This is a genomic window from Bacterioplanes sp. CLAM21, from assembly GCF_059641015.1.
The window spans coordinates 1,185,033-1,201,173 of sequence record NZ_CM184929.1; the positions used below are offsets into that span (position 1 = coordinate 1,185,033).

Consider the following 16,141-nt stretch of genomic DNA (forward strand, 5'->3'; position numbering starts at 1 on the left):
AGGAGGTCTGGCAATGTCTCAGAGAGAAGGGGATATGTTCGAATTAGCGGACGACATTCAACAATCAGCAGTGATCAAAGTCGTCGGTGTCGGTGGCGGTGGTGGTAATGCCGTTCAGCACATGGTCGATAATCACATCGATGGCGTTGATTTTATTTGTGCCAATACAGATGCGCAGGCTCTTCGTAATGTGCATTCACGGTCGATTATTCAACTGGGTGGCGATCTGACCAAAGGGTTAGGTGCAGGAGCCAACCCGGATATCGGTCGTCAAGCGGCTATCGAAGACCGCGAGCGCATAGTTGAGGCGATTAGCGGCGCTGATATGGTTTTCATTACCGCAGGCATGGGCGGTGGTACTGGTACCGGTGGTGCGCCGGTGGTGGCAGAAGTTGCAAAAGAACTCGGTATTTTGACCGTAGCTGTTGTCACTAAGCCATTTCCTTTTGAAGGCCGTAAGCGCATGAGCATTGCGGATCAGGGGTTAAAGCAGCTCAGCGAGCATGTTGATTCTTTGATCACCATTCCCAACGAAAAATTGTTGGCAGTGCTTGGCAAAAATACCTCACTGCTCGATGCGTTTAAAGAAGCGAACAATGTGCTGCACGGAGCGGTACAAGGTATAGCTGATTTAATAACTCGCCCAGGGATGATCAACGTCGATTTTGCTGACGTTCGTACTGTGATGTCTGAAATGGGTCAAGCCATGATGGGCACCGGTTCTGCAACGGGCGATAATCGTGCGCGAGAAGCGGCAGAAGCGGCTATAGGTAGCCCACTATTAGAAGATGTGGATCTGCAAGGTGCGCGTGGCATTTTGGTGAACGTCACTGCAGGCTTTGATTTGTCGCTGGGAGAGTTCTCTGAAGTCGGTAGCGTGGTTGAAGAGTTTGCTTCAGAAAATGCAACAGTTGTCGTAGGAACTGTAATTGATCCTGAGCTGTCAGACGAATTGCGTGTTACGGTGGTGGCGACTGGCTTGGGTAGCGTTAACGAAGCGGTGTCAGAACCGCCTAAAACAGAAGTGGTAGTCGACAATACCCAGCGTCAGAGCGAAACTGTTAGTGAGTCTCGCAGAGCGGAACGCACTGTTGCACACAATCAGACCAGTGGTAATGCGGCACGTCAGGCAGAGGTTAACTCCAAGCCAGACATGGATTATTTGGATATTCCGGCATTCTTGCGCCGTCAGGCAGACTAATTTGGCGCACTAGCGTCAGGCGCAAGAGTTGTTATAATGCCAGCCGTTTTGAAATTGTTTAAAAAATACTCAGGAATGGCAGGAATGTCCGTATGATCCGACAGCGAACCCTAAAAAATACGATCCGCGCGACTGGCGTTGGCTTGCACTCAGGGGAAAAAGTGTACCTGACACTCAAGCCTGCGCCAGTGAACAGCGGTATCGTGTTTCGCCGTGTCGATGTTGACCCTGTCGTGGATATCCCAGCGCATGCATTGAATGTCGGTGACACAACCATGTCTACCACATTAGTAAAGGATGGCGTGCGGGTTGATACCGTAGAGCATCTATTGTCAGCCATAGCTGGCCTTGGCATTGATAATGCCGTGGTCGAATTGAGTGCTGAAGAAGTGCCAATTATGGATGGCAGCTCAGGCCCATTCGTATTTTTGCTTCAATCTGCCGGTATTCAGGAACAGGATGCACCGAAGCGCTTTATCCGCATTAAGAAGAAGGTTGAAGTACGAGATGGGGATAAAATAGCCAGCTTTATGCCCTATGATGGCTTCAAGGTCAGCTTTGAAATTGACTTTGACCACCCGGTATTACGCCAAAGTGTGCAAAAGGCCAGCTTGGATTTCTCTTCAACATCCTATGTAAAAGAAGTGAGTCGTGCTAGAACGTTTGGTTTCACCAAAGATCTGGAGTACATGCGTTCGCAGAATCTGGCACTGGGAGGCAGCGTTAAATGTGCCATCGTGGTGGATGACTATCGAGTTCTTAACGAAGACGGCCTGCGCAGCGATGATGAATTTGTTAAGCACAAGATTCTTGATGCGGTAGGTGATCTGTATCTTCTGGGGCATAGCCTGATTGGCGAGTTTGTAGGTTATAAATCTGGCCATGGTCTGAACAACTGCTTGTTGCGTGAGTTGTTGGCCTGTGAAGATGCTTGGGAATTCGTTGAATTTAGTGAGCAAGACGCTCCTATTGCTTATATGCGCCCAGCTGCAGCGGGTTAATGCGTTGCATTCAACGCTGAATTGAGTATTCTCCTACAAAGGCCATACTATTAGATGGCCTTTGTCGTATTTGAGTGACTAACACTCGTCAGCAGTGAGGAAGCGTCAGCAGCCCTGACCCGGATGTTATGAACATCATTATTGTCGGACGCCGGCACGGTGAATCAAAAACATTAACCCTGAGTACATCGGCAAAGACGGTGATGCTGGGGTTGTTGTTCGCCCTTCCCTTCGCCATGGGCGCGGGAGGCTATTGGCTGGCTCAGCATTTGGCAGATGAAGGCATCCTTGACCTCAATACCGCCAAGGCCTGGGAGCGTGACCTCGATCATCAGCGCCAGCAGCTACAACAAATTCGTCAGCAAACTGGGCAGGAACTAGACGCACTCACGTTACGCCTAGCCGAGTTGCAGGCTCGGTTGGTTCGACTTGATGCCCTCGGTGAGCGGCTCATCGATGTAGCTGACTTGCAGGGTGAAGAGTTTGATTTTGGTGTGGCACCAGCCGTTGGTGGCCCTGGTGAGTTAGGGCAAGCCTATCGCGCGCCCGAGATCAACGATGTTCTGGATCAGCTGGCCGCCAGCATTGACAGTCGTGAACAGCAGCTGGAAGTGCTGGATGATTTGATGTCGGCTGACAAGCTCAGTAAAGATACCTTTGTTGCCGGTCGTCCTATCACGCGTGGCTGGATGTCCTCCCGTTACGGTCAGCGTACCGATCCATTCACTGGTCGACCAGCTTGGCACGGTGGTGTCGACTTTGCTGGCAAAGAAGGTTCCGACATTGTCTCCGTTGCCGCTGGAGTGGTGACCTGGTCGGGTGACCGCTATGGCTATGGCAACCTGGTTGAAGTCAACCATGGCAATGGCTACAAAACTCGCTATGCGCACTGCAAGGAACTCAAGGTTGAGGTGGGCGATGTCGTCCGTAAAGGCGATGTTGTTGCCTTAATGGGCAGTACCGGTCGCTCCACCGGTCCTCACGTTCATTTTGAAGTTTATAAAAACGGCCGTACGGTCGATCCTGCCGCTTATATTCACCGCCGTCCTCGCTGACGTGAGCCGGTTCAATACGCTTGTCATCATTCTGGGTTATAAGTAGCCTTTACCGACTTTTCGGCTTGGCGCTGATTGACTGACCTTGTGTCTGTCGACCCGGCTCGCACTATTTTGTTTGGACTATAACAACACCATGATAGGTAACTTTTTTCGTAAGCTGGTTGGCAGCAAGAACAACCGCGAATTGAAACGTATGGGCAAGCTGGTTGCCCGCATTGGCGATTTGGAAGAGGGGCTGAAAGGCCTAGATGATCAGGCGCTGGCAGCTAAAACCTCTGAGTTTAAACAACGTCTGCAAAGTGGCGAAACCGTAGATAGTTTGTTGCCAGAAGCATTTGCTGTCTGTCGCGAAGCCAGCCGTCGAGTGATGAGCATGCGCCACTTTGACGTGCAGCTGATCGGTGGTATCACCTTGCACGAGGGGCGTATTTCAGAAATGCGCACCGGTGAAGGTAAAACCCTAGTAGCGACCTTGCCAACTTATCTGAATGCTCTGACGGGCAATAGCGTGCATGTGGTCACTGTTAACGATTACCTGGCGCGCCGTGACGCCAACTGGATGCGCCCGCTGTTTGAATTTTTAGGCATGACCGTGGGTATCGTCGTACCAGGCCAGGGCGCCGAAGAAAAGCGCGATGCTTATCGTTGTGACATTGTTTATGGTACCAACAACGAGTTTGGCTTTGATTATCTGCGTGACAACATGGCCTTTTCCATCGACGACAAGATGCAGCGTGACCTCAGCTTTGCCATCGTCGATGAAGTTGACTCCATTCTGATCGACGAAGCGCGTACACCGTTGATTATTTCTGGTCCTGCGGAAGACAGCTCTGAGCTATATCGTTTGATAAACCAGCTGGTGCCGCGATTAGAGCAGGGTGTACGCAACGAAGAAGATGAAACCGTCAGTGGCCACTTTATCGTTGATGAAAAACAGCGCTCGATCGAGTTAACCGAAGAAGGTCATGAGTTCGTCGAAGAACTACTGACTGAGGCCGGCGCTCTGAAAGATGGTGAAAGCTTATATGCCACCAGCAATCTAAACATGCTGCACCATGTACATGCGGCGCTGAAAGCACACGCTGTGTATCAAAAGAACGTCGATTACATTGTGCAAAACGGTCAGATTGTGATCGTTGATGAGCACACTGGTCGTACTATGCCGGGTCGTCGTTGGAGCGAAGGTCTGCACCAGGCTATTGAAGCCAAAGAAGGTGTGAATATTCAGGCTGAAAGTCAGACCCTGGCATCAACCACATTCCAAAACTATTTCCGTCTGTACGGCAAACTTGCCGGTATGACGGGTACTGCTGATACCGAAGCCTTCGAATTTCGCCAAATTTACGGCCTCGATGTGGTGGTCATTCCGACCAACAAGCCAGTGCAACGTATCGACTACAACGATGTGATTTTTGCAACGCAACGCGAAAAATACGATGCGGTGGTGGAAGAAATTCGCCAAGTCATTGCCGAAAAACGTCCGGTATTGGTCGGTACGGCATCGATTGAGTCGTCGGAATATATTTCTCAGGTATTGAGTAAGGCCAAGGTGCCTCACAATGTTCTGAACGCCAAAGAAAACGATCGCGAGGCTCAAATTATTGCTGAAGCCGGTCGTCCAGGAACGGTCACCATTGCCACTAACATGGCGGGCCGTGGTACCGACATCGTACTGGGCGGTAGCTGGGAAGCGGAAATAGCCGCGCTGGAAAATCCCACAGAAGAGCAAATTGCAGGCATTAAAACTGACTGGCAACAGCGCCACGATGCTGTACTAGAAGCCGGCGGTTTGCACATCATTGGTACCGAGCGCCACGAATCTCGGCGTATCGACAACCAGTTACGTGGCCGTGCTGGTCGTCAGGGCGATGCCGGTTCTACCCGGTTTTTCCTATCGCTGGAAGATAACCTGATGCGTATCTTCATGTCTGAGCGTATGCGCAACATGATGCAAGCCTTGGGCATGAAAGACGGTGAGTCCATCGAGCACAAGATGGTTACCAATGCCGTAGAGAAGGCACAGCGCAAAGTCGAAGGACGCAACTTTGATATTCGTAAACAGTTGCTCGAATACGATGATGTCGCCAATGATCAGCGCCGCGTGATTTACGATCAGCGTAATGAGCTGATGGCAGCAGACGATATTTCTGATGTGATTAAAAACGTTCGTAGTGACGTTGTTCAGCGTGCAATTGATTCGTATATTCCACCGCAAAGTTTGGAAGATCAGTGGGATATTGCCGGGTTGGAAGCGCACTTACACGCCGAGTTTGATGTTGAATTGCCGCTGCAACAGTGGCTCGACAGTGAAGACAAACTGTACGAAGAAACGCTGCGTGAGCGTATTCTGGCGGCTATTTCTCAATCTTATGAAGAAAAAGAAGCGGCAGTGGGCAGCGACGTAATTCGCACCTTTGAAAAGCAAGTCATGTTGCAGATTGTCGACAACTTGTGGAAAGAGCACCTGGCTACCATGGATCACTTGCGTCAGGGGATTCACCTGCGTGGTTACGGCCAGAAGAATCCTAAGCAGGAATATAAGCGCGAGTCGTTTGAACTGTTTCAGGAGCTGCTGAATAACATCAAGCACGACACCATTCGAGTCTTGTCCCACGTTAAGGTGCGCCAGGAAGATGAAGTGCGTGAAATGGAAGAGCGCCGTCGCGCAGAGGCTGAGGCGCAAGCGGCCGCTGCTCAATACCAGCACGATAGCGCCAGCGGGTTAGGAGCTGAACAGCCGGTTGAAGCTGAAGCCGAAGAAGCTCAAACCTTTGTCCGGGACGAGCCTAAAGTGGGGCGCAATGAGCCTTGCCCATGTGGCTCAGGGAAAAAATACAAGCACTGCCACGGCAGTTTGTCATAGGAAGCATACATGGCTGTTAATCTCAGTCGCTTTAGCGAATTCCTGCCAGTGGCAGGGGTTCGCTTGGGTGTTGCCCAATCGGCAATGCGCTATCAAAACCGCGATGACTTAGTGATCATTGAGCTGGCCGAAGGAAGCCAATGCGCTGGGGTATTCACTCGCAATGCATTTTGTGCCGCGCCGGTTTCTATTTGTCGCCAGCACTTGCAGGACAGCTCACCGCGTTACTTGATGATCAATACCGGCAATGCCAATGCCGGTACTGGCCAAGCAGGCTATGACAATGCGGTGGATAGCTGTCATCTGCTGGCCGCTCAGGGGCAGTGCGAACCGGCCCAGGTGCTGCCTTTTTCGACCGGTGTGATTGGCGAGCCGCTAAATATGTCGGCGTTTGAACGCGGTATTCCGCTGGCGTTAGCTGATCTGGATGAAGGTCACTGGCATCGTGCGGCGGCTGGCATCATGACCACAGATACCATCCCCAAAGGTTATAGCCGTGAGCTGATGGTTGAAGGGCACAGCGTGCGTATCACCGGCATCTCCAAAGGTGCCGGCATGATCAAGCCGGATATGGCGACCATGCTGGGCTTTATCGCCACCGATGCTGATATTGCAGCACCTGTGTTGCAGCGTTGGTGTCGGCAGCTGGCTGATAGTTCCTTTAACCGCATCACCATTGATGGCGACACCTCAACTAACGACTGTTGCATGCTGATTGCCACCGGCAAGTCGGGGTTACGCATTGATGATGATAAGGCTGCTGGCGCTGATGAGCTATTTGCAGCGTTAAAGGCGGCATTTCAGCAGTTAGCCCAGGCCATAGTGCGTGATGGTGAAGGCGCGACTAAGTTTGTCACCTTGCAGGTAAATGGCGCAGCGGAGCCGCAGGAAGCCTTGGATGTGGCCTATTGTGTTGCCCATTCACCGCTGGTGAAAACGGCTTGGTATGCCTCGGATGCCAACTGGGGGCGCATATTGGCTGCGGTTGGCCGTGCTGGTTTGAAGGATTTGGATGTCAGTTACATCCAAATCTTCCTGGAAGATGTGCAAATTGTCGCCGATGGCGGCCGCTGTGCTGAATACACCGAAGAAGCTGGCGCGGCAGTGTTAGCTGGTGCTGAATTCTGTGTGCGCATCGAGTTGGGACGTGGGCAGTACAGCGACACCTTATGGACGTCGGACTTATCCCATGAGTATGTTTCCATCAACGCGGATTATCGCTCCTAATGAAAGAAGTTCATGTTGCGGTCGCCGTGGCTTGTGTGAATGGCAGCGAAATTCTCATCGCTAAGCGTCCTGATGATAAACATCAGGGCGGCTTGTGGGAGTTTCCTGGCGGCAAGGTTGAGTCTGGTGAAAGCGTTGCAGCGGCGCTGGTACGTGAGCTGGACGAGGAAATGGCTTTGCCCGTGCGGCCAGAAGCTATGACTCCTTTGTTGCAGATACCCCATCAGTATCCGGATAAACATGTATTACTGGATGTTTATTGGGTCGAGGTGGGCGTTAATGACGCGTTATTGGCTCATGGTGCTGAGGGACAGGAAGTGCGTTGGGTGCAAGCTGAAAAGCTTGCCGACTATCAATTTCCCGCCGCGAATGTGGATATAGTGAAGGCCATTCAACAGCGGTTGGCGATTACCAACCCCTAAACGGCCACAGCATAATGGCCAGTACGCATGCAATCGCAACCAGCACTGCGATATGTTCTGCTGGCCGTTGTTGCAGACGTTGCCACCAGGGCTGGTAGGGCTGTTGTTCGAACAATGCGCGCTGTTGCTCTTCTCGTTGTTGCTGGTACTCATCGATCAGGGCTCGCGCGGCATTATATTCAGCTTCGTCTCTCAGCCAAATGGCCGCCACCGACAGCCCATAGCGACCCGCATGGGTTTCATAAGTATCGAAATCGGCCACTAGCTCGCGTACCGCATCGGCTTCTTCTTGCTCGACATCGTTGAGTCTGAATAGCAGTCGGGCCACACTTATCTCCAGTTGGTAACAAGGTCTCTGAGCAAATAGTTCGCTATTGTTCTCATTGCAAAGCTTGCGCTGATGCCGGCAATTTTCGACACTAGCAGGCAATTACAATAATAAAAGATTAATCTCGCCATGGCTAAAACACTGCCGGACCAAATCGCCGATCTGTTGATTGCACTGATTTTTATTGAAGACTTGCACGCTGGAGACAAACTCCCACCCGAGCGTCAGCTGGCTCAGCTTCTGGATGTCGACCGAACCTCACTGCGCATGGCACTGCGGATGTTAGGGCGTATGAACGCATTGCGTAGCACCCAAGGGTCAGGAATTATCGTCGCCGATTATCGCACCGAGGTGGGGCTGGATTTTCTTGATAATCTGTACCGTATTCCAGAGCTGGAATTGGGCAGCGAATTATTGTTAGCGGGGCTGGAGCTGTTTAATCGGGCGATACCAACCGCAGTGCAGTTAGCACTGGAAAAGCGCGCTATGGTAGGCCCCTCTGAGCAGGATGAGCGCATGATGGAGATGATTCGCCAGCTCCATGAGGATGTACAAGCGGCCAAACCGCTCAATGAGTTGGCTCAGCAGGAAGTGGCCATTATTGATCAATTAATGGCTGCGACTGGCAACCAAGTGTTGCAAGCCTCAGCCATCAGTTCACGTCGTATTCGATTGCAGCTGGTGAGCCGCATGTATGAGCTGATTGATGTCACTGCCCATATGCAACGTATGGTGGGTTTTTTAATGCGCTCAGGAGCCGATTGCATGCAGCTCAATAGCCTGATTGATGATTATCAGCTCTACATCGATGAGCTGACCCAACCACTGCGTAAGGATTTGGCCTCGCGTCCAGCAAAGCCTCTGCTGCTGCAGTCACCGTTAAAAAATGGGCGCAATATTGTCAGTTTGAAAGCACTGCTGAGTGAGCCGGAGAGCGCCTCTGCCATGCTGCCAGCATGATGATCAGCGCGCTAAATCCAAACAGCGGCCACAGGCCCAGCATCATGTAAGGCGTCGTGCCCTGACGCATCTGTGCCGTCGCCGTTAACGTTGCCGTTTGCTCATAAGGCAAGCGTTGCAGTACCTTGCCATGGTGGTCGATCAAGGCGGTGATGCCGGTATTGGTTGCGCGCAGTACATAACGTTGTGTTTCTATAGCGCGCATTTGCGCCAATGCCAGGTGTTGTTTGGGCCCTAATGAGTCGCCAAACCAAGCATCGTTGCTGACAGTAATCAGCATATCGGCTTGGCGTGCGCTGCGGTTGACCAAGTCTGGGTAAGCAATTTCATAACAAATATAGGGTGCTAACAAAAACAGCTGCTCTTCATTGCCCTGCTGCTTTTGCACTCGCAACGGTGCCTGATTGGGCGCGCCCGCCAGAAAGCTCGACATTTCTAAATCAAAAAATGGAATTAAGCCGCGAATCAATTGCTCCAGCGGCACGTATTCGCCAAATGGCACCAGTCGCTGTTTATGGTACATGCCTTCGCCGTTGCCTATCGCTATCACACTGTTGTGATACTCACCGGCCAACGAGCTTCCCACCGGATAGCGATAGGGAATACCGGTAATAATCGTGCTGTTGTGGTGCCTCGCCTCGTTAGCCAGAGCTTCCATATAGGGCGTGAAGTGGTCATAGAGCACCGTCATCGCAGTTTCTGGCCATAAGATGACATCTGATTGCCAGTGTTGCCGGGTTTGCGAAAAATAAGTCTCCATCGTTGGAGCCACTTGTTCACGCTTCCACTTTTGTTGCTGTGGAATATTACCCTGTACCGCGCTGACTTTGAGCTCACCACTGATGTCAGTCCATTGCTGACCCTGCAGCCATAGCCCTATCGGCCATAACACCAGTACCAGGGCGTAGGCTGGCTGACGCCGTTGAATAGCGCTCACTAATCCGGTGGTTGTCACTATCAGAATAACTGACAAGCCATAGCTACCGATGACAGGAGCCCAGCCAGCAAGCCAGCTATATAGGTGGCCATCACCGACAAATAACCAGGGAAAGCCGGTCAAAAACCAGCTGCGAAACCATTCATGCAGAAACCAGAACACGGGAAAGGTGAGCCAGGCGAACGTCTGGCCTAACCAGCGTTGTCTTGCAGCCATCCAAATGGCAGGAAAGGTGGCAAGGAAGCCAGCAAATAGCCCGACCAAAGGTATAGCAAGCCAGGCGGGGGTGCCGCCGTGGTCATGCATGCTGACGTAGATCCAGGACACACCAGCGCCAAATTGGCCCAGTCCATACCACCAGGTATGGTTAAAAGCCTGGCGGGCAGAGCTACAGCGGTTCAGCTGCAGGTACAGCACGGCCACACTGACCATGCCCAGCGGCCACCAAAACAGCGGGGCTAGGGCTAAGGGAAACAGTGCGCCGGCAGCGGCTAACACCAAATAGTTTAACCAGGAGGTGTCGCTCCAGCGGCGCATCATGTTGCTATTCCAGGGCTAAGGAGGGTTATTCGCTTTCGGATTCGTCGGCGGGTTCTAAGGCTGTCACTTGCATCAGGTTGATGCGACGACTGCAGCCGTTGACCACTTTAAACTGCCAGCGATCAATATTGATGGCTTCGTTGCACTCTGGCACGCGGCCAAAATGATGCACTACTATGCCGCCAATAGTATCGAACTCACTGTTGGCAAAGTCTGCCTTAAAGTGCTCATTAAAATCGTCGATCGGCGTCAGCGCTTTAACCATGCAGGTGCCATCGTCCATCACCTTGATCAGACTGTCGTCATCGTCAAAGTCATGTTCGTCTTCGATTTCACCGACGATCTGCTCCAGCACATCTTCGATGGTGACCAGGCCTGCAACGCCGCCAAATTCATCCACCACCAGCGCCATATGATTGCGGGTCGCGCGAAACTCTTGCAGCAATACATTGAGTCGTTTGCTTTCTGGCACAAAGGTCGCGGGGCGTAACACGTCACGTAGGTGAAAGTCATCACGCTGATCATTCAAAATGAGCGGCAGCAGGTCTTTGGCCAGCAGAATACCGACCACTTCGTCATGGTCATCGCCCAGTACAGGAAAACGTGAATGCGCCGATTCAGTGATTTTCTGCAACGCATCGGCCAATGCTTCATCGATGCCAATAGACGTCATTTGCGCCCGTGGAATCATGATGTCGCGCACCTGCATGTCAGAAACCTGCAGGGCACCTTCAACAATGGTCAGCGTTTCAGTGTCGACAATGCTGCGTTTGGCAGCTTCGCGAACAATTTCTTTGATGTCCTGACGACTTTGTGGGTCGTCAGAGAACAGGTCGGTCAGTTTTTCCAGCCAGCTCTTAGGCTGGCTGCTCGATCGGTCTTCGCTCATGAGGCCTCATCAGGGTATGGATCGGAAAAACCCAGTGTTGCCATAATCTGGCGTTCCAGGCCTTCCATTATCTCCGCTTCATCATCCTTTATATGGTCGTACCCCAGTAAATGCAAGCAGCCATGCACTATCATATGTGCCCAATGAGCAGCGCAGGCTTTGCCTTGCTCATCTGCTTCATCTTCTACCACAGAAACGCAAACAATCAGGTCGCCCAGTAGTGGTATGGGCACCTCAGGTGGTGCTTCGAAAGGAAAAGACAACACGTTGGTTGGCTTGTCCTTGCCACGGTATTGGTGGTTAAGTTGCTGACTCTCATCGGCATCCACTAAACGCACCGTTAGCTCCGGCTGCTCAAGCTGGCAATCCTGCTGTAAAGCAGCTTCTACCCAGCGTTGAATGTCGTCCTCGCTGGGCAGTGGGTAGCGTGAACTGAGGTTATCTGCCAGTTGCAGATCTAGCATCGCCTTCATGAGTCATCCTCTTGGCGGCGACGTTCACGCTGTTGTTGTTGCTCTTCAGCCTCGTGACGGTCATAGGCATCGACGATACGTTGTACCAGCGGATGGCGCACGACATCCTGATTACCAAAGCGGGTGATACCGATGCCTTCGACGCCGTCTAGCACGTTAAGGCCGTGCTTTAAGCCAGAGTAAACACCACGCGGTAAGTCCACCTGAGTAACATCACCGGTAATCACTGCTTTAGAGCCAAAGCCGATACGGGTTAAGAACATCTTCATTTGTTCTTTGGTGGTGTTCTGGCTCTCGTCGAGAATGACAAACGAGTGACTCAGAGTGCGGCCTCGCATATATGCCAGCGGCGCGACTTCAATGACGTTACGCTCCATCAGTTTGGCGACCTGATCAAACCCTAACATTTCGTACAGAGCGTCGTACAAAGGACGCAGGTAAGGGTCGATCTTTTGCGCCAAATCGCCGGGCAAAAAACCCAGTTTTTCGCCGGCTTCAACCGCCGGCCTCACCAGCAAGATGCGTTTCACTTCGTCGCGGGTCAGTGCCTCGACCGCAGCGGCAACGGCCATAAAGGTTTTACCGGTACCGGCTGGGCCGATGCCAAAATTAAGGTCGTGCTGGCGAATGCGATCGAGATAATCGATTTGCGAGGGGCTTCTGGCTTTCACTTCCAGCTGGGGCGTACGAATGCTATTGCCCAATTGCTGACGACCGCTGCGCGCTTGAGCCTGGTGGCTGGCATCTTCTTGCAAAAACAGGTGGATCAAATCAGGCGTGATCTCAGTTCCCTTGTGGGTCTCTTTGTACAGTCGTTGTATCAGCCGAGCTGCGCGCTTAGCGGCGCCAGCTGGTCCTTCCAGACTGAACTGATTGCCACGGTTGTAAATTTCCAGATGAAAATGCTGAGCAATCTGATGCAGGTGACCATCCAGATGGCCACACAGATTGGACAAGCGCAGCGCGTCATCCGGCTCTAAGGTGAACCGGGTGACAGCGGCTTCATTCGCGGGTTGCTGACTCAAGGGTATCCTCGGTATGACTGGTTAGTAGGCGCTGTTAGCGTCGATGATTTCACCGCGCAAACTATTCGCATAAGCGTCCAATATACGGACTTTGACAAACTTGCCGATCAGACTGTGGTCGGTGCATGGGAAGTTGACCACGCGATTGTTTTCGGTCCGACCTTGCAAATCACCGAGGTCCTTCTTCGATACGCCATTGACCAAGATGACTTCTTCACGGCCTACCATGCGGCGGCTGATTTGCTGAGCGTGCTGCACAATACGGCTTTGCAGAATTTGCAGACGCTGCTTTTTAACTTCTTCTGGCGTGTCATCGTCAAGATTGGACGCTGGTGTGCCAGGACGAGGGCTGTAGATAAAACTAAAGGAAGTATCAAAGCCAATGCGTTCAATCAGACTCATGGTGTCAGCAAAGTCTTCTTCGCTTTCACCGGGGAAGCCGATAATGAAGTCCGATGAAATGGAGATATCCGGGCGCAGTTTGCGCAGACGCTCGATCTTGTCGATATACAGATCGATTTCATGGCCACGTTTCATCGCTGCCAGAATACGGTTGGAGCCACTTTGTACCGGCAGGTGCAAGTGGCTGACCAGCTCAGGCACCTCAGCGTACACATCAACCAGGCTGTCACTGAACTCAAGTGGATGTGAGGTGGTAAAGCGAATACGGTCAATGCCTTCTATCTCGGCTACCTGAGTGATCAGCTCAGCCAGGTCCGCCATATCGCCGTCTAAGGTATCACCTTGGTAGGCGTTAACGTTCTGACCGAGTAAGTTGATCTCACGTACTCCTTGCTCAGCCAGTGCTTCGACTTCGGCCAGTACATCGGCTAATGGCCGGCTGACTTCTTCACCGCGAGTGTAAGGCACCACGCAGAAGGTGCAGTACTTGGAACATCCTTCCATCACCGAAACAAAGGCGCTGCAGCCTTCAACCTTAGGTTTGGGTAGATGATCGAATTTTTCGATTTCTGGGAAGGTAACGTCCACCACCTGAATAGCATTGCTGGCTTTATTGACCATGTCTGGCAGGCGATGCAGGGTTTGTGGACCAAACACCATATCAACATGGGGCGCGCGCTGAATAATGGCATCGCCTTCTTGGCTGGCAACACAGCCGCCCACGCCGATTTTGAGATCCGGATTCTTGCTTTTCAGGTGCTTCCAGCGGCCCAGCTCATGAAACACCTTTTCCTGCGCTTTTTCGCGGATAGAGCAGGTGTTGAGCAGGATCACGTCCGCTTCATCGGGATTATCCGTGATCTCCATGGCATGGCTTTCGCCCAGCATATCGGCCATACGTGATGAATCGTATTCGTTCATCTGGCAGCCATGGGTCTTAATGTAGAGTTTTTTGCTCACTGTTGTCATAACACCTGTCATTGCGTAGTTCGGTGAATCACGGCAGAGCCGGTAAAAAGGCGCAACATTATACGATTGCTGACTACTTCTTCGCCAGTATTTGCCTCGCTTGTCCATGGTTTGTAGACCATTCAAGCAGGAATGCCTTGTCATGCCTGCATGGCCCTGCTATACATCGGGCATGCATTCGTTGCGAGGAGGTCGATCATCGCGGCCAACCAGGCCACCCCAGCATTCCGACTATGGACAAGGAGCCTGCTCATGACTACAGCGATGCAACCACTATTTTGGCGCATCAGTGGACAGACCAACGACTTCGATGTCATCAGTTTGTTGATGCCTGACGATGATGGCCAAGTATCGGCCGAATTCCCCACCGACGTTACCATTCAAGCCAAACGGCGCTCCCCAGATCCGGTGGATTTGCGCTGGTCTGATGACGATAACGATTTATTTATGACACTCGTGGATAGGGTCATGGACCTATCAGACGAGTCAGAGCTCGTGCTCGACCTGACCGATGATGTGGTGCAAGGCATTATTCACTTGGTGGCTCTGGCACGCTTTCGCACGCCAAGACCAGGTGAAGAGCTGGAAGCCGATGATTTCAATACCGAGCGCCACGAATTGGAAATCGGCGATCTAGTGGCACTGAATACCAAAAATGGCTTTCCGCTGGCGGTGGTGGTCGCTCTCGATTCGATCGATGCCACCTGCATTTTGCTGGATGGCATAGATACCGACAGCGGTGACACCATTCCTGACCACAGCGTTCTAGTGATGAGCCGGCTGAACGTTTTACCGTCCTATTTTGCCAGCTCAGACCAGGGCGACTCTGAGGTCAGGCATTAACACTGTTTCGATCACGCTGTTATGAGTTGAATAGTGCTCACTGCAGGCGTGAAGATGGATGGTTAACGCGTTAAGGGACGGATGAGCCCCCCTGATTGAGGGGGCGGTCAACAAAAAGCTTGCGCCCGTTTTCCCCGAGTGGCGTTAGTCGTTGCTCAGGGAAAAGGGGGACGCTAGCTTAAATAGTGTTAGCTGTCTTGCTGCTGGCGCTGGCGTTCACGCTTTTGTGACAATGCCAGACCGGCCAGCACATCAAAATACCCAGTATTAAGACGACGAGCGGCTGTTTGCGCAGAGGCTGCAGGATGTGCAGCAGTGGGTGCGTGCAGTTGGGCAGTCTGAGTTGTTGCCATGTTGTATCCTACCTTGCTTGAGTGAATGTTCATTCTATTTTTAGTATGAGACCAATTGGTCCCAAGGTGTGCTCAGCCTTTAATGCCGTCCCAGCACATGGTCAATAGCTGTTCCACTTCCAGCTCTTCGCCCATCAGATTGGGCGCTGTGTGGTACTTCTTCGCTAAGGTCGACAGGGCGCCGTAGACAAAGGTGCTGAGTACCTTTTCTGGCAGTGCTTTTAGCACTTGCTGCTGTCGGCCATCGTGCAGAATGCTATAGACCGTTTGGTGTAGCTCACTGCTGGCACGCTCTATGGTGGCCTCAGTAATGGCTGGACACGCTGACATCTGCTCTAACAGTGCACAGTCTCTGGGGCTGGTGCGCATATAGCGGTAAAAGTTGCCCCAGAACTGGAAAAACCGCAGTTTTACGCAAGCACTGGCGTCGTATGGATCAAGGCAGCGCTGAGTCATGCGCCTCACCAACTCAAGATATAACTCCTGTACCAGTTCGTCCTTGGTTTCAAAGTAACGATAGATGGTACCTGCACCACAGCCGGCCTGGCGGGCCACGGCGGACATGGGGCAAGCCTGAAGGCCATGCTCGGCGATTAGCTCGGCGGTGGCTTCCAGAATGCACTGGCGTTTATCCATTCCATACTGCTTAG

Annotated in this window: 16 protein-coding genes; 8 read left to right on the top strand and 8 right to left on the bottom strand. The window is 52.1% G+C overall.

The window, feature by feature from the left end; translation table 11 throughout:
- The first annotated feature begins 34 nt into the window (after positions 1–34).
- The 6 genes from ftsZ (at position 35) to mutT (ending at position 7,772) form a co-directional block, all read left to right on the top strand.
- Positions 35–1,201: a cell division protein FtsZ gene (gene ftsZ / locus AC55FS_RS05610; RefSeq protein ID WP_496935947.1), complete on the top strand. Its 1,167-nt coding sequence runs from the start codon at positions 35–37 to the stop codon at positions 1,199–1,201.
- A 92-nt stretch (positions 1,202–1,293) separates the two neighbouring features.
- Positions 1,294–2,202, top strand: a complete 909-nt coding sequence (gene lpxC / locus AC55FS_RS05615; RefSeq protein WP_496935089.1) for a UDP-3-O-acyl-N-acetylglucosamine deacetylase — start codon at positions 1,294–1,296, stop codon at positions 2,200–2,202.
- A gap of 128 nt (positions 2,203–2,330) precedes the next feature.
- Positions 2,331–3,257, top strand: a complete 927-nt coding sequence (locus tag AC55FS_RS05620) for a M23 family metallopeptidase (RefSeq protein WP_496935090.1) — start codon at positions 2,331–2,333, stop codon at positions 3,255–3,257.
- Positions 3,258–3,393: 136 nt separating this feature from the next.
- On the top strand, positions 3,394–6,123 hold the full coding sequence (gene secA, locus AC55FS_RS05625; RefSeq protein ID WP_496935091.1) for a preprotein translocase subunit SecA: 2,730 nt from the start codon (positions 3,394–3,396) through the stop codon (positions 6,121–6,123).
- 9 nt (positions 6,124–6,132) lie between these two features.
- Positions 6,133–7,350 (top strand): bifunctional glutamate N-acetyltransferase/amino-acid acetyltransferase ArgJ, encoded by a 1,218-nt coding sequence (gene argJ, locus AC55FS_RS05630; RefSeq protein WP_496935092.1) that lies wholly within the window; start codon positions 6,133–6,135, stop codon positions 7,348–7,350.
- The gene (gene mutT / locus AC55FS_RS05635) at positions 7,350–7,772 is read left to right on the top strand and encodes an 8-oxo-dGTP diphosphatase MutT (RefSeq protein WP_496935093.1); all 423 of its coding nucleotides are present in this window, start codon (positions 7,350–7,352) and stop codon (positions 7,770–7,772) included. Before argJ ends, mutT begins: the two co-directional genes overlap by 1 nt.
- On the opposite strand, the gene AC55FS_RS05640 is transcribed toward mutT, so the two are convergent.
- A complete protein-coding gene (locus AC55FS_RS05640) occupies positions 7,759–8,100 on the bottom strand; it encodes a DUF6164 family protein (RefSeq protein ID WP_496935094.1) in 342 nt (113 codons plus the stop codon). The genes mutT and AC55FS_RS05640 overlap by 14 nt on opposite strands.
- A gap of 129 nt (positions 8,101–8,229) precedes the next feature.
- Between AC55FS_RS05640 and AC55FS_RS05645 the strand changes: the two genes are divergently transcribed.
- Entirely contained in the window at positions 8,230–9,060 is an 831-nt protein-coding gene (locus tag AC55FS_RS05645) for a FadR/GntR family transcriptional regulator (RefSeq protein ID WP_496935095.1), read from the top strand.
- On the opposite strand, the gene lnt is transcribed toward AC55FS_RS05645, so the two are convergent.
- The 5 genes from lnt to miaB are packed head-to-tail and all read right to left on the bottom strand — an operon-like array spanning position 9,002 to position 14,286.
- Positions 9,002–10,537: an apolipoprotein N-acyltransferase gene (gene lnt / locus AC55FS_RS05650; protein WP_496935096.1), complete on the bottom strand. Its 1,536-nt coding sequence runs from the start codon at positions 10,535–10,537 to the stop codon at positions 9,002–9,004. The genes AC55FS_RS05645 and lnt overlap by 59 nt on opposite strands.
- A gap of 25 nt (positions 10,538–10,562) precedes the next feature.
- Complete coding sequence (locus tag AC55FS_RS05655; protein ID WP_496935097.1) at positions 10,563–11,426, bottom strand: CorC family transporter; 864 nt, start codon at positions 11,424–11,426, stop codon at positions 10,563–10,565.
- On the bottom strand, positions 11,423–11,899 hold the full coding sequence (gene ybeY, locus AC55FS_RS05660) for an rRNA maturation RNase YbeY (RefSeq protein WP_496935098.1): 477 nt from the start codon (positions 11,897–11,899) through the stop codon (positions 11,423–11,425). Before ybeY ends, AC55FS_RS05655 begins: the two co-directional genes overlap by 4 nt.
- Complete coding sequence (locus AC55FS_RS05665) at positions 11,896–12,924, bottom strand: PhoH family protein (RefSeq protein ID WP_496935099.1); 1,029 nt, start codon at positions 12,922–12,924, stop codon at positions 11,896–11,898. Before AC55FS_RS05665 ends, ybeY begins: the two co-directional genes overlap by 4 nt.
- Before the next feature lie 21 nt (positions 12,925–12,945).
- Positions 12,946–14,286 carry a tRNA (N6-isopentenyl adenosine(37)-C2)-methylthiotransferase MiaB gene (gene miaB, locus AC55FS_RS05670; protein ID WP_496935948.1) on the bottom strand — a complete coding sequence of 447 codons (1,341 nt, stop codon included), beginning with the start codon at positions 14,284–14,286 and terminating at the stop codon, positions 12,946–12,948.
- A 261-nt stretch (positions 14,287–14,547) separates the two neighbouring features.
- Between miaB and AC55FS_RS05675 the strand changes: the two genes are divergently transcribed.
- The gene (locus AC55FS_RS05675; protein WP_496935100.1) at positions 14,548–15,138 is read left to right on the top strand and encodes a hypothetical protein; all 591 of its coding nucleotides are present in this window, start codon (positions 14,548–14,550) and stop codon (positions 15,136–15,138) included.
- 188 nt (positions 15,139–15,326) lie between these two features.
- On the opposite strand, the gene AC55FS_RS05680 is transcribed toward AC55FS_RS05675, so the two are convergent.
- Positions 15,327–15,491: a hypothetical protein gene (locus AC55FS_RS05680; protein ID WP_496935101.1), complete on the bottom strand. Its 165-nt coding sequence runs from the start codon at positions 15,489–15,491 to the stop codon at positions 15,327–15,329.
- Positions 15,492–15,563: 72 nt separating this feature from the next.
- Entirely contained in the window at positions 15,564–16,127 is a 564-nt protein-coding gene (locus AC55FS_RS05685) for a TetR/AcrR family transcriptional regulator (RefSeq protein ID WP_496935102.1), read from the bottom strand.
- Between the last annotated feature and the right edge of the window lie 14 nt (positions 16,128–16,141).

Coding starts and splice junctions, on each gene's coding strand:
- mutT (WP_496935093.1), top strand. CDS start 7,350: ATGAAAGAAGTTCATGTTGCGGTCGCCGTGGCTTGTGTGAATGGCAGC.
- AC55FS_RS05655 (WP_496935097.1), bottom strand. CDS start 11,426: ATGAGCGAAGACCGATCGAGCAGCCAGCCTAAGAGCTGGCTGGAAAAA.
- AC55FS_RS05680 (WP_496935101.1), bottom strand. CDS start 15,491: ATGGCAACAACTCAGACTGCCCAACTGCACGCACCCACTGCTGCACAT.
- secA (WP_496935091.1), top strand. CDS start 3,394: ATGATAGGTAACTTTTTTCGTAAGCTGGTTGGCAGCAAGAACAACCGC.
- AC55FS_RS05645 (WP_496935095.1), top strand. CDS start 8,230: ATGGCTAAAACACTGCCGGACCAAATCGCCGATCTGTTGATTGCACTG.
- lnt (WP_496935096.1), bottom strand. CDS start 10,537: ATGATGCGCCGCTGGAGCGACACCTCCTGGTTAAACTATTTGGTGTTA.
- AC55FS_RS05620 (WP_496935090.1), top strand. CDS start 2,331: ATGAACATCATTATTGTCGGACGCCGGCACGGTGAATCAAAAACATTA.
- AC55FS_RS05685 (WP_496935102.1), bottom strand. CDS start 16,127: ATGGATAAACGCCAGTGCATTCTGGAAGCCACCGCCGAGCTAATCGCC.
- lpxC (WP_496935089.1), top strand. CDS start 1,294: ATGATCCGACAGCGAACCCTAAAAAATACGATCCGCGCGACTGGCGTT.
- ybeY (WP_496935098.1), bottom strand. CDS start 11,899: ATGAAGGCGATGCTAGATCTGCAACTGGCAGATAACCTCAGTTCACGC.
- argJ (WP_496935092.1), top strand. CDS start 6,133: ATGGCTGTTAATCTCAGTCGCTTTAGCGAATTCCTGCCAGTGGCAGGG.
- ftsZ (WP_496935947.1), top strand. CDS start 35: ATGTTCGAATTAGCGGACGACATTCAACAATCAGCAGTGATCAAAGTC.
- AC55FS_RS05675 (WP_496935100.1), top strand. CDS start 14,548: ATGACTACAGCGATGCAACCACTATTTTGGCGCATCAGTGGACAGACC.